Source organism: Pseudarthrobacter sp. NPDC058329 (assembly GCF_042879835.1).
Taxonomy (GTDB): Bacteria; Actinomycetota; Actinomycetes; order Actinomycetales; family Micrococcaceae; genus Arthrobacter.
The window spans coordinates 425,222-437,600 of record NZ_JBHVZR010000001.1 but is presented as its reverse complement, the minus strand read 5'-3'; the positions used below and the strand labels follow the sequence as shown (position 1 = coordinate 437,600).

Sequence of the window (12,379 nt, the reverse complement as noted above, 5' to 3'; positions counted from 1 at the left end):
GCCGTGACTACTGCCACCGTCTCCCCCAACGCCGCTCTCCAGCCTGAAACCGTCCAGCCTGATGGCGCTGCCCTCTTTGATGCCCGCCGGGCCGTCGCCGGCCGGCCGCTCTCAGCCGTCACCGGCGCTGAAATCCAGGCACCGCTGATTTCCGGCGACCACGTCCGGTACGCCAACCTCGACTACGGCGCCTCCGCTCCGGCTCTCTCGGTGGTTTCGGCCTACCTCAATGAGATCCTGCCGTTCTACGCCAGCGTCCACCGCGGCGCCGGCTACGCATCCCAGATCAGCACCTCCGTGTACGAAAATGCGCGCAACATCGTCCGCGAGTTCGTGGGCGGCCGCCCGGACGATTCGGTGATTTTCACCCGGAACACCACCGATTCGCTCAACCTGCTGGCGGGCTGCCTGCCCGCAACGGACGGCCGGCCCGACGGCGACGTGCTGTACCTGGACATCGAACACCACGCGAACCTGCTGCCCTGGCAGGGCGTCCCACACCGCAGCATCGTTGCCGCTGACACCATCACGGGCACCATCGCATCCGTCCGCGCTGAACTGCAGCAGGGCGGTGTGAGCCTGCTCGCTGTCACCGGCGCCTCAAACGTCACCGGTGAGATCCTCCCCATCCGCGCCCTGGCCGAGCTCGCCCACGAACACGGTGCACGGATTGTGGTGGACGCCGCCCAGCTGGCGCCGCACCGCCGCGTCAACATCGCCGCGGATGGCGTGGACTACCTCGCCTTCTCCGGCCACAAGCTCTACGCCCCGTTTGGTGCCGGCGTGCTGGTGGGCCGCCCGGACTGGCTCGACGCCGGGACCCCGCACCTCGCCGGCGGCGGTGCCGTCAAGGAAGCAAGGCTCGACGACGTCAGCTGGGCCACCGGCCCGGCCCGCCACGAGGGGGGCTCACCGAACGTGCTTGGCGCAGCTACCCTGGCACGCGCCACCCAGGTGATTGCCGGGCTTAACCAGGACCAGTGGCACGCCCACGAATCCGCCATCCGTTCCTTCCTCGTCGAGGGCCTGCAGAAGATCGACGGCGTGACCGTCCACCAGATCTTCAAGGACACCAACCCGGACACGGACACCATCGGCGTGGTCAACTTCTCGGTGGAAGGCTACGACGCCGGGCTGGTGGCGGCTTACCTTTCCGCTGAGCACGGTGTTGGCCTCCGCGACGGCCGCTTCTGCGCCCACCCGCTGCTGAAGCGGCTCGGGCTTCCCTCCGGTTCCCTCCGTGCCAGCTTCGGCGTCGGCTCGCGCCTCGAGGATGCAGAACGGCTCCTTGCCGGCATAGAGTCGCTGCGCCGCGATGGCCTGGGGTGGGACTACGTCGTGGACGCAGGACGCTGGGTTCCCGCCAACGACACGCGGACCTACCCGCACTGGGCACCCAACACTCCCGGAACCGCCGGCGCTGCCCCCTGCATCGATGACTGAACACTTGCGGTAAATTCGAAGGATACCCAAGGGCATCAGACGAAGGAGGCCACGCGTGGTACGGGGTGGCCCCAAGCTTGATCATGGACGGCGCCGGGAGCTCGGCCAGAGCTTCCAGGACGGCGGCCGGCACTACCAGCGGGTCCGCCCGGGCTATCCAAAAGAAACAGCCCAATGGCTGGTTCCCCCGGGCGCCGCCGATGCCCTCGACGCCGGAGCCGGCACCGGCAAGTTCACCGCACTGCTGCTGGACCTGGGCCTGTCCGTCACTGCGTTGGATCCCTCTGCTGACATGCTCGAACAGTTACGGGCGCACTATCCCGGGGCCACGGCGGTCCAAGCCAATGCCGAGGCGACGGGCCTGCCCACGGCGGCCTTCGACGTCGTCAGCGTTGCCCAGGCCTGGCATTGGTGCGACGCACTGGAAGCAAGCACGGAACTGGCGCGCGTACTGCGGCCGAACGGCACGCTGGGCCTGATCTGGAACCAGCTGGATACATCGGTTCCGTGGGTCCACAGGCTTTCACGGATCATGCACGCCGGGGACGTGTACAAGCCGGACTTCCGGCCAGTCGTGGGGCCGGAGTTCCGGGGGCTCGAGGGCCACGTCGCCCACTGGCAGGACCGCGTCACCACCACCGACCTGGTGGAGCTCACCAAGTCCCGGAGCTACTATCTGCGGGCGGGTGAAACCACCCGCGCCAAAGTGCTCGCCAACTTGGACTGGTACCTTCACGAACACCTGGGCCACAGCCTTGACGAAGAGCTGGAGCTGCCCTATCTAACGCTTGCGTGGCGGGCCTTCAAGGCATGACGCCGGACGGGCAACGGGTAGGCTTGGAGTTGTGAAGACCAGCGCGCCCTCCTCCTCCATCGAGGATTACGTCAAGGTCATCTACTCGTTCACGGAATGGCAGGACAAGCCGATCACGTCCTCGCAGCTGGCCCAGCGCCTTGGCGTCGCCAATTCCTCGGTCTCGGAGATGGTCCGCAAGCTGAAGGACCAGGGCCTCGTTGACCATAAGCCCTACAGCGCCATCACGCTCACGGACAGCGGGGTCCGGCTCGCCCTTGCGATGGTGCGGCGCCACCGCCTGATCGAGACCTACCTTGTCCAGCAGCTGGGTTACAGCTGGGACGAGGTCCACGACGAAGCCGAACTGCTGGAGCATGCGGTATCGGACACGTTTATTGAGCGTGTTGCGGCCAAGCTCGGGGACCCTCAGCGGGATCCGCACGGTGATCCCATTCCCACCGCCGACGGGAAAGTCCTGATGCCCCGCGCCCACCTGATGGGTGAGCTGGACCAGGGGCACACCGGCAGGATCACCAGGATCAGCGATGAGAATCCGGACCTGCTCCGCTACCTTTCCACCGAGGACATCAGCCTCGACGCCGAAGTGGAGGTGGTGGGCCGCAAGCCGTTCGGGGGTGCGCTGGTGGTGCGGATCAGCCATGCGGGCAGGATCAGGGACTATGACCTGGCCGATGAAATCACTTCGTCACTGTGGGTGCACAGCGACCATCCCCACCCGGGCTGCCTGCTTGGGGACAGCTGAATGAAGCAGTCCGGCATGCCGGCGGCCAGTGCTTGGCTTGCTGTTGCCGCCGGCGGCCTGCTCGGTACCGAATTGCGGTACGGCCTGGGTCTCGCCTTTCCGGATGCGCCAGGTTCCGTGCCGTGGGCAACGCTGTGGATCAACGTTGGCGGAAGCTTCGTCCTGGCAGCGTTGACAACCGTATGGATGGCCTGGCCGCGGACCTCGTTCTGGCTGCGTGCAGGGCTGGGGCCGGGGCTGTTGGGGTCCTTCACAACATTCTCGGCCATGGTGTTCTCCGTGGACCAGCTGGCCCGGGCCGGCGACCATGTGGCGTGGGTTCTTTACCTGGTGCTGTCGTTGCTTCTGGGGCTGGGCGCCGCCGGTGTGGGGTGGCGGTTTGGCAAGTGGGTGGCCGGGCACCTTGACGGCGCGTCCGGCAGTCGGGCGTGATGGCCGCGGCGCTGGTGGGCCTGTTAGGCGTTACCGGTGCACTCCTCCGTTTCAGCGTGGACAGCTGGTTCGCCCGTCGCGCGTCCACCCGTTCCAACCGCTCAGTTGCCGGTTCCCCGGGCGGTTTGGGACACGGTTGGGGGCGTCAGTGGCTGCACTGGCCCTGGGCCACGCTGCTGGTGAACGTCGTGGGCTGCTTTATCATCGGCGTCGCCCACGCCATGACCCTGAAGCTGGGACTGGCCCCGGAATGGCAGGCTGCGCTGGCCACCGGGATGGCAGGAGGGCTCACCACCTTCAGCTCATGGACCACAGCCACCGTAAGGCTGTTGGCGGAAGCGCGGTTCGGCTCCGCCGTGATGAATGTGGCGGCCAACCTCGTCCTGGGTTTTGGGGCCGCTGCTGCCGGCATCGCCCTGGCTTCCTAGCGCGGCAACGGCGATTTGGCGGGCTCCCGTATCGTGGATGGTGATGATTAGCAGACGCGACGCGGCCATTGCCCTTGATGTACCGATGGAAATGGCCCAGCGCCACGGCCTTCCCAAGTGGATGACCGAGGCCGAACTGGGTGAGATCCTGGACAACCCGCCGCCTTGGCTGGTGCAGTCGCGTGCCAACCGGACCGGCAAGCGGCCTGTGTGGGTGCACCTCGAGTGCGCCGTCTGCGGCTACGAGGAAGCGGCACGCCCCAAAAAGTGGTGGCCCGACTTTACCTACGTCGTGTGCGCCCACCACAATCCCGAGGACGTTCCGCGCGTGCGCGAGGGGTATGTCCGCAGCGAGTTCGACGGCGTCGGCACACGTTTCGTGGGCATCGCGGACGTGGCGGGGCAGGGCTGAGCCCACTCCTCTTTTCTGCCACGGCTGAGTCCGTGGCCAGGGCCGGCGTCCATGCACAGGTCCGACGTCCGTGGTCAGGGCGGCTGCCGCGGACAGCTACTTTCCGTTGCTGGTCATCTCTTCGGGGACGGCCGTGAGGTGGATCTCCGTGCCGTCCCGCAGGACAGCGAGCTGGAGAGGCTCACCAATGGCGTCAGAGAAGAGCAGTCGCTGAAGGCTTTCGGCGTCGCTGACGGGGCGGCCACCTGCGGCGAGGAGGATGTCCCCCGCTACCAGGCCCGCCTTATCCGCCGGGGAACCGGCGAGCACTTCCACCACACGCAGCGCGTCCCTTTGCCCAGTCCTGATAACGGCACTGGGGGTGAGGCGGGTGGGCGTGCTGACCAGCCCGAGGTAGGCGCGCCGTACTCGGCCATCCGCAAGCAGCGCCGAGATGATGCGCTGGGTAGTGGCGTTAATGGGGATGGCGAGGCCAAGTCCGGCACCGGCCACGGCCGTGTTGATGCCTACGATCCGGCTGTGTGTATCGGCCAGCGCTCCGCCCGAATTGCCAGGGTTGAGGGCAGCGTCCGTCTGGATGACATCCTCAATGACCCGCCGGTTGCCTCCGGCCCACACCGGGATGGAACGGCCGAGGCCGCTGACGACTCCCGCCGTCACGGAACCGGCCAGGCCAAGGGGGTTGCCGACGGCCACCACCAGCTGGCCCACCCGCAAGGACTCCGCGGCACCGAATTGCGCCGGAGGCACCCGAGGCGGCCTGCCGTGGACGACGGCAAGATCGGACAGGGGGTCTGCCCCGACCAGTTCCAGTTCCATCCGGCTGCCGTCCGCGAACACGGCGTGCCCGCGCTGGGTGCCGGCCACGACGTGGGCATTGGTCAGGAGATAGCCGTCCTCGGTGAAGAGCACAGCGGAGCCGGCTCCAACACGGAACCGTCCGTTGCGGCGGGCCGCGGACATTTCCAAGGCAGCAACGTGCGGCGTCACTGTGGCGGCCACACGCATTACTGTCTGCGAATACGAGTCCAGGGCATCGACGTCGGACGCCTGTGAAACCGGCTCGCTCCCCTGGTTCATGGGGCACCTCCTCGATGTGAACCTGGCCCGGCGGCGGGGTGGTCCGGGTCCTACCGGAAACAACGATCGAGGACGGGCAGCTAGTCCCGGCCGTGCTACGCCGTGGGTGAACGGTCAGCAGGAGCGGCGGCCCGGACATGAGGCGGCGCCGGGCAAAGAAAAACACCCCGGTCCGAAGACCGGGGTGTCACCGATGACTCGACTCATCCATGAAGGATGTCTCGACTCATCACAAATGTGGAGATGGGGGGAATTGAACCCCCGTCCGATGTCGTGTTGTCAGGGCTTCTCCGGGCGCAGTTTGCTTCGGAGTTTCTCGGCCCCAGCCACGCCGCAAACAGCTGGCTGATCCGGGCCCAGTCATCAAAGAGTCCCGTTCACCCCGATGACGGGGGTAAACAGCAGTGGCTATCTAAATGACGCCAGGATCCGGGGCGATAGCAACCTCGGGCTGACGGACTGTCTTACTGCTTAGGCAGCAAGAGCGAAGTCAGTGCGCTTAGATTCGGCACTTATTGGTTTGCAGAAAGCGTTTACGAGATAATTCTGCATCCTCGGCCCGCTTCACCTGTCGCGACTAACATCGTCGAAACCGATCATCCCCATATTCTTTTTCCAAACCGACGGGCGAGCCCGCCGGACTACCTACTATAACGCATCATCCGGGCAATTCATTCCAGCCTAGCGCCGGCGGTTGCGCTCCCGCATTTCCCGCTGCGCTTCGCGGTTGTCCTGCTGTTCACGGAGGGTCTGGCGCTTGTCGTACTCACGCTTGCCCCTGGCGACGCCGATCTCCACCTTGGCCCGGCCATCAACAAAGTACAGCTGCAGAGGGACGATCGTGTAGCCCGATTCACGGACCTTATGCGAAATCTTGATCAGTTCCTCGCGGTGCAGCAGCAGCTTGCGGCGGCGGCGGGCTGCGTGGTTGGTCCAGCTGCCCTGGTTGTACTCCGGAATGTGGATGGCTTCCATCCACAGTTCGTCGTTGTAGAAGGTGCAGAATCCGTCCACCATGGAGGCGTGGCCTTCGCGCAGGGACTTTACTTCGGTCCCCATCAGCGCGATGCCAGCCTCGTAGGTGTCCAGCACGTGGTAGTCATGCCGGGCCTTGCGGTTGGTGGCCACCACTTTACGGCCACTTTCTTTAGGCACGGGAAAGCTCCTCAGTTCAAGAATCGGTTGTCCTCCGGGCCAGCCGGCGCGGAGTCATACCAGTGTACGGCAGGGTTATGCGCCCTACAGCAGCCCCATCGGATCCACTGCCTTGCCGTTCAACCAGGTTTCGAAGTGGGCGTGGCAGCCGGTGGAGTTGCCTGTGTTGCCCGAGTAGGCAATCAACTGCCCCTGGGAGACCCGCTGGCCGTTGGACACCACGATGCTGGCGTTGTGGTAGTAAATCGTGTTCAACGTATTGCCCTGCATCAGGCCGTGGGATATCTTCACCCGCCAGCCGCCGCCGTCGGCTGAGCTCCAGCCGGAGCTAAAGACCTCTCCTGCTGCAGCGGCGTAAACTGGAGTGCCGCAGGCTGCGCCGAAGTCCAGCCCCGTGTGCATGTAGCCGCCCTGCCCGTAGAAGTCGATGGTGCCTGGCGGCGTGGCACGCCACCCGAATCCGGAGGTAATCCTCACGCTTCCGTCAAAGGGATGCCGCAGGCCAAAGGCCGACGGCGATCCCACCGGCGGCATAAAAGACTGCACCGGAGGGGGTGGCGGCGCCGCTTGGCCTGCGGCTGCAGCAGCCGCTGCCGCAGCGGCCGCAGCCGCAGCCGCCGCAGCCTCCGCTATCCGCCGCTGCTCGGCTTCCCAGGCTTCGCGCAGCTTCCGGTCGCGCTCCTCGATTTCGGCGGCGACCGCGTTTTGGCTCGCCTGGACGCTGGCGAGCTGCGACTGGATGCCAGGCTTGGCCGCCTGCAACTCGGCGTCAAGCCGGGACGTATCGGCGATCAGCCGGTCCACTTCTTCCTTCTTCGCGGCCGCTTCGTCCCGGGCCGCTTTCTCCCGCTCAAGTGCTGCATCAGCCTTGGCTTTGAGGTCCTTGATCTCAGCTTCCACCGCTTGCAGGCGGGCCTCGGAGTTCACGTTGGTGGCGTTCTGCTGCTGCAGCTTGTCCATGGCTGCGTTCTGGCTCCGCATGGCCTGGTCCGCCAAATCCATGGTCTCGGTCAGGCTTCCGCCATTGTTGGAACCAAAGAACAGGGACAGGTTGGAGGGAACTCCCCCAGACTTGTAGGCCTGCGTAGCGATCTGGCCGATCAGCTTCTTGGTGTCGGCAATCTTTTGCTTGTCCGTTTCCATCTGCTGGGTGATCTTGGCCTTGTTCTGCTGGGCCATATCCACGCGTGCGGAGAGTGCTTCGACCTCCTTGACGGCCCCGGCCACGCGGCCCTGGGCTTCCAGGAGGGCCTGCTGGGCGCCGGGAAGTTGGCCTTGGTAAAGTACCAGGTCGCTTGCCGCCTTGGCGATGCGCGAGTCAACGAATTCCAAGGACTGCTGGACCCTTGCCGCCTCTGCCTCAAGGGCTTTCTGCTTGTCTTCAAGCTCGTCAGCGAAAGCCACCGGGGTGGAGGAAGCCAGCCCTGCGGCGAGGACAACAGCGAGCACAGCGCTGATGACACCGCTGCGCTGCGGCGCTTTGCGCCGGCTGGCCGGCCGGGGTCGCTGGGATGGTGGATCCGTGATGTTCATGGGCATTCCTTGTTCGGTTTGCATACCTAGACGTGAAGGTATCTGCGCAAGGTCAAGAGGGACGAAATTCCGGCCAAGGATCCGCCAAGGATTATCAGCGCCGGCGCGAGGATCAGCGTCTGGCCTGAGGAGATGAAGGCCGTGTCCGGGTACTGCTGGGACATGAATCCGCCGAGGAAGAAGTGGGCTACGGCCCACAGCGTGGCGGATGCCAGGGCGGCCCCAACGACGGCGGCGATGACACCTTCCAGGATGAAGGGCAGTTGGATCACTGTCTTTGACGCGCCAACCAGGCGCATGATGCCAGTCTCACGCCGGCGGCTGAAGGCGGAGAGCCTGATGGTGGTGGCGATCAGCAGGATGGCGCACACGATCATCACACCGGCGATGCTGACGGCCACCAGGGAGGCGCCGTTCATCACGGAGAACAACCGCTCAAGGAGCTGGCGCTGGTCAATAACGGTTTCGACGCCCGGCTGCGAGGCGAACGTCTCGCTGATTATCTGGTACTTTTCCGGGTCCTTCATGTTGATCCGGAAGGATGCCGGGAGCTGGTCCGGCGTCACTGAGTCGACGATTGGCGAATTGGAGAACTGGTCCTTGAAGTGGGTGTACGCCTCTTCCTTGGACTCGAACTGGAAATCATTGATGTACTGCCCCACGGCGGGAGATTCCAGAAGTCCGTTGAGGCTTTCCTGCTGTTCGGGGGTGACCGGCCCGCCGGCGCAACCAGCCGCCGTCGACCCTTCACTGCACAGGAAGATGGCCACCTGGACTTTGTCGTACCAGTAGCCCTTCATTTGGTTGATCTGCATCTGCAGCATTCCTGCGGCGCCAACGAAAGTGAGCGAGACGAAGGTGACCAGGATGACCGAGACCACCATGGAGACGTTGCGGCGCAGGCCGCTGCCGATCTCGCTCAGGATAAACGCGAGCCTCATCGCTGTCCCCCGCCTTCGTGCGGCTGTCCGGTTTCCAGGTTTTCCCTGCCGCTGGCGTCCTTGAGCCTGCGGGACTGGCCGACCACCGGAATCATCGAGGTGTACAGCGCCTTTGCCTCGTCCCGGATAATCACACCGTTCTTAAGTTCCACCACGCGTTTACGCATCTCATTGACGATGTCGTCGTCGTGGGTTGCCATCACTACGGTGGTGCCGTTTTGGTTGATCTTGTCCAGGATGCCCATGATGCCCATCGATGTGGTGGGGTCCAGGTTTCCTGTGGGTTCGTCCGCGAGGAGGATGCCGGGCCTGTTGACGACGGCACGGGCGATGGCCACGCGCTGCTGCTCACCGCCGGAGAGTTCGTGCGGCATCCGGTGTTCCTTGCCCTCCAGGCCCACTGTTTTAAGGACCTCGGGGACGGTGTCGCGGATGACGCTGCGGCTCTTGCCGATCACCTGCATGGCGAAGGCGACGTTGGCGAAGACGTTTTTCTGGGGCAGGAGCCGGAAGTCCTGGAAGACCACGCCGATGCCGCGGCGGAGCCGGGGCACGCGCCAGCTGGAGATCCTGGCAACGTTCTGGCCGGCGACGTAGACGGCGCCGGAGCTTGCCCGGTCCTCCTTGAGGACCAGCCGGAGGAAGGTGGACTTGCCGGAGCCGGATGCGCCGACCAGGAAGGCGAATTCGCCGCGGTCAATCTCAAGGTTGACGGAGTCCAGCGCTGGCCGGGCTTTCTGGTCGTAGACCTTGGTGACATTTTCGAATCGGATCATGGCCCTAAGTACCCTGCAGGGCATGGCTGATTCTGATGCAGCCCAGTTCTGCAGCCGGTGCGCGGGTTTTCGTTTGGGGAATTAGGGCCCCGGCCCCTCGACTATACGCAGGAAACCACCGACAACCCGCGGGTTTCAGGGGGTGTGTCGCCCGATCCTGTTTGTCCGGCCGTCCCTTAACGCCTTACTTCTCGGCGTTCCTGTTGTCCGTGCGCCACCGGATGCCGGCGTCGATGAAATCATCGATCTCACCGTCGAAGACTGCCGAGGTGTTCCCGACTTCGTGCTCGGTCCGGAGGTCCTTGACCATCTGGTAGGGGTTGAGGACGTAGGAGCGCATCTGGTCACCCCAGGATGCCTTCACGTCACCGGCGAACGCCTTCTTTTCGGCGTCTTCCTGCTCTTTCTTAAGGAGCAGGAGCCTGGACTGCAACACCCGCATGGCGGCAGCGCGGTTCTGCAGCTGCGACTTTTCGTTCTGCATCGAAACAACGGTTCCGGTGGGAATGTGCGTCAGCCGGACTGCGGAGTCAGTGGTGTTGACCGACTGGCCGCCGGGGCCGGAGGAACGGAACACATCCACGCGGATCTCGTTGTCCGGGATCTCGATGGAGTCCGTCTGCTCGATCAGGGGGATGACTTCGACGGCCGCGAAGGATGTCTGGCGGCGGCCCTGGTTGTCGAAGGGGCTGATCCTCACGAGCCGGTGGGTGCCGGCCTCCACACTGAGGGTTCCGAAGGCATAGGGCGCCTTCACCTCAAAAGTTGCGGACTTCAGGCCCGCTTCTTCGGCGTAGGACGTGTCCATGACGGTGGTGGGGTAACCATGCCGCTCGGCCCAGCGGAGGTACATACGCATCAGCATCTCGGCGAAGTCCGCAGCGTCTACTCCCCCGGCGCCTGCCCGGATGGAGACTACCGCCTCACGTTCGTCGTACTCACCGGAAAGCAGGGTGACTACTTCGAGTTCCTTCAGGGCTTTCTTGACGGATTCGAGTTCAGCGGCGGCCTCCCCCATGGAGTCGGCGTCGTCCTCGTCCTGCCCCAACTCCACCAGGACCTCCAGATCATCGATCCTAGAGACCAGGGTGTTGAGGCGTTCCAGCTCCGACTGCCGGTGCGACAACCGCGACGTGATTTTCTGTGCCGCTGAGGGGTCATCCCACAGGTCCGGTTCGCCTGCCCGCTCGCTCAGTTCGGCGATGTCTTCCTTCAGTGCCTCTACGTCGGAGACCCGCTCAATGGAGTCGTAGGTGGCGCGAAGGGCGCGGATTTCAGCGGAAAAATCAATATTGGCCATGGTTGTTTAAGCCTACGCTATCCGGCTGAAGCCTCGGGCCTCCCATCCTGGCGGCCGGCTTGCGGCCCGCTGCGGCGCGTGGAGGACAGTCAGCGGGTAAGCCGCGAGCGGGCGGTCGAGGCCGCCTCGATCCTGATGCCATCGGGCACAAGAAAGTTCACCACCGGCGGGTGTACGGCAGCGGTCAGGACGACGACGGCGGTGGAACCGTCCGGACTGCCCGTTGCCCCTGTGACGGCGAGGCCCTCGAACCGTTGTGACGCAGGGCTCCTCGAGACGAAGTCTGCCGCCACATTCCTCACCCTCGCCGGGTTAAGGACGGCGGACGGGCTGCCGCCCTGGGTTTCCACCTCGCCGAGGGTGTAGCTGTCGGCGGCAGCCAGCGAGGCGGACAAAGCATCAAACCACCGCGTTTGAGCGGGGCACCTCCGGCGACCAAGGCCAGCACAAGGGCTACGCCGCCCGGTGTGACACCTGCGGCGCCGTCACCTTCGGCGGCTTCCGCACCAAAACAGAAGCCAAGGCGGCGCTGGAGCACCGCGCCGTCTAAATGTCTGCCCTGCCGGGTAGGCTCACCGCATCTGCTGGGGATGCTCAATAACAACTGTTCAGTGCTGAACATGCAAACCACCACGAAAGACAGGTCTCAGTCATGACTACAACCACCGCTTACCCTGCAACCGTCCGCGAACTTGCCGAAACGGCAGCAGCCCAGGGCGTCGCCCCGTCCGAGTTGCTGGCAACCCTGCCACCGGCCGGCTACACCCTAGACGCGGATAGCGTAGGTGACGATGAAGAGGGCGTCTGGATCGGCCCCGACATCAGCGGCCAGGGCTGGTCGATCATGAGTCAGTGGACCCGCGAACACGGCTTGACGTTCTGGGTTGATGGCTACGGCACCAATCCTATTCCGGCGACTGAAGCAGGGAAGCTCAGCGCGGCTATCGCGGGGCTCGCCAACCGCATTTAGCGCAGTCGCGCTACAAGCACGAGAGCCTCGCCGGTAACCATCCCGGCGGGGCTCTCTGCTGCTTGTTCCGCGTTAGTGGCAGGTGCAGGCGCACCAAGGCGCCGGCATGTACTCGTAGTCGGGTTCGATGTCCTCGTAAGGGGACAGTTCGGGCTCTGCCAGCAACTCCGCAAGCAATCTCTTCGTTGCCGCAACATCTAGTTTCACCACGCCCCGAAGTTAGACCGTGGGTATGACAAAAGCCCCCGCTCTGCCTGTGTGGGGGCATTGCGGGGGCTTCCGTGTCCGTCTCGCGCATTGGGGGGACGCGGGCCAATCTGCGTCAAAAGTACAGCACGCCTATGCCTCCC

15 protein-coding genes and 1 other RNA gene are annotated in these 12,379 nt (G+C 64.7%); 7 read left to right on the top strand and 9 right to left on the bottom strand.

What is annotated here, in order from left to right; all coding sequences use genetic code 11:
• Window positions 1-3 precede the first annotated feature (3 nt).
• The 6 genes from ACFVYC_RS02065 to ACFVYC_RS02040 are packed head-to-tail and all read left to right on the top strand — an operon-like array spanning window position 4 to window position 4,274.
• Window positions 4-1,443 carry an aminotransferase class V-fold PLP-dependent enzyme gene (locus ACFVYC_RS02065; protein WP_387546009.1) on the top strand — a complete coding sequence of 480 codons (1,440 nt, stop codon included), beginning with the start codon at window positions 4-6 and terminating at the stop codon, window positions 1,441-1,443.
• A gap of 55 nt (window positions 1,444-1,498) precedes the next feature.
• Window positions 1,499-2,257: a class I SAM-dependent methyltransferase gene (locus ACFVYC_RS02060; RefSeq protein ID WP_387546007.1), complete on the top strand. Its 759-nt coding sequence runs from the start codon at window positions 1,499-1,501 to the stop codon at window positions 2,255-2,257.
• 31 nt (window positions 2,258-2,288) lie between these two features.
• A complete protein-coding gene (locus tag ACFVYC_RS02055; RefSeq protein WP_387546004.1) occupies window positions 2,289-3,002 on the top strand; it encodes a metal-dependent transcriptional regulator in 714 nt (237 codons plus the stop codon).
• Entirely contained in the window at window positions 3,003-3,434 is a 432-nt protein-coding gene (locus tag ACFVYC_RS02050; RefSeq protein ID WP_387546001.1) for a fluoride efflux transporter FluC, read from the top strand.
• Window positions 3,434-3,862, top strand: coding sequence for a fluoride efflux transporter FluC (locus ACFVYC_RS02045; protein ID WP_387545998.1), 429 nt, complete (start codon window positions 3,434-3,436; stop codon window positions 3,860-3,862). Before ACFVYC_RS02050 ends, ACFVYC_RS02045 begins: the two co-directional genes overlap by 1 nt.
• Window positions 3,863-3,905: 43 nt before the next feature.
• Window positions 3,906-4,274 carry a hypothetical protein gene (locus ACFVYC_RS02040; RefSeq protein WP_387545996.1) on the top strand — a complete coding sequence of 123 codons (369 nt, stop codon included), beginning with the start codon at window positions 3,906-3,908 and terminating at the stop codon, window positions 4,272-4,274.
• Window positions 4,275-4,370: 96 nt separating this feature from the next.
• Here ACFVYC_RS02040 and ACFVYC_RS02035 read toward each other — a convergent pair whose 3' ends face one another.
• From ACFVYC_RS02035 to ACFVYC_RS02000, 8 genes are all read right to left on the bottom strand, one after another.
• Window positions 4,371-5,354 (bottom strand): S1C family serine protease, encoded by a 984-nt coding sequence (locus ACFVYC_RS02035; RefSeq protein WP_387545994.1) that lies wholly within the window; start codon window positions 5,352-5,354, stop codon window positions 4,371-4,373.
• 235 nt (window positions 5,355-5,589) lie between these two features.
• Window positions 5,590-5,958: a transfer-messenger RNA gene (ssrA, locus tag ACFVYC_RS02030) on the bottom strand.
• A gap of 77 nt (window positions 5,959-6,035) precedes the next feature.
• Window positions 6,036-6,509, bottom strand: coding sequence for an SsrA-binding protein SmpB (gene smpB, locus ACFVYC_RS02025; protein WP_050054575.1), 474 nt, complete (start codon window positions 6,507-6,509; stop codon window positions 6,036-6,038).
• 84 nt (window positions 6,510-6,593) lie between these two features.
• Entirely contained in the window at window positions 6,594-8,042 is a 1,449-nt protein-coding gene (locus ACFVYC_RS02020) for a peptidoglycan DD-metalloendopeptidase family protein (protein ID WP_387545991.1), read from the bottom strand.
• A 26-nt stretch (window positions 8,043-8,068) separates the two neighbouring features.
• Window positions 8,069-8,983, bottom strand: coding sequence for a permease-like cell division protein FtsX (gene ftsX / locus ACFVYC_RS02015; protein ID WP_387545988.1), 915 nt, complete (start codon window positions 8,981-8,983; stop codon window positions 8,069-8,071).
• The gene (gene ftsE, locus ACFVYC_RS02010) at window positions 8,980-9,759 is read right to left on the bottom strand and encodes a cell division ATP-binding protein FtsE (protein ID WP_387545985.1); all 780 of its coding nucleotides are present in this window, start codon (window positions 9,757-9,759) and stop codon (window positions 8,980-8,982) included. The genes ftsX and ftsE overlap by 4 nt, the downstream gene beginning before the upstream one ends.
• A gap of 184 nt (window positions 9,760-9,943) precedes the next feature.
• Entirely contained in the window at window positions 9,944-11,059 is a 1,116-nt protein-coding gene (gene prfB, locus ACFVYC_RS02005) for a peptide chain release factor 2 (protein ID WP_387545983.1), read from the bottom strand.
• An 89-nt stretch (window positions 11,060-11,148) separates the two neighbouring features.
• On the bottom strand, window positions 11,149-11,454 hold the full coding sequence (locus ACFVYC_RS02000; RefSeq protein ID WP_387545981.1) for a hypothetical protein: 306 nt from the start codon (window positions 11,452-11,454) through the stop codon (window positions 11,149-11,151).
• Window positions 11,455-11,711: 257 nt separating this feature from the next.
• On the opposite strand from ACFVYC_RS02000, the gene ACFVYC_RS01995 reads away from it, so the two are divergent.
• Window positions 11,712-12,029, top strand: a complete 318-nt coding sequence (locus ACFVYC_RS01995) for a hypothetical protein (RefSeq protein WP_387545980.1) — start codon at window positions 11,712-11,714, stop codon at window positions 12,027-12,029.
• Window positions 12,030-12,101: 72 nt separating this feature from the next.
• On the opposite strand, the gene ACFVYC_RS01990 is transcribed toward ACFVYC_RS01995, so the two are convergent.
• On the bottom strand, window positions 12,102-12,239 hold the full coding sequence (locus ACFVYC_RS01990; protein WP_387545978.1) for a hypothetical protein: 138 nt from the start codon (window positions 12,237-12,239) through the stop codon (window positions 12,102-12,104).
• Between the last annotated feature and the right edge of the window lie 140 nt (window positions 12,240-12,379).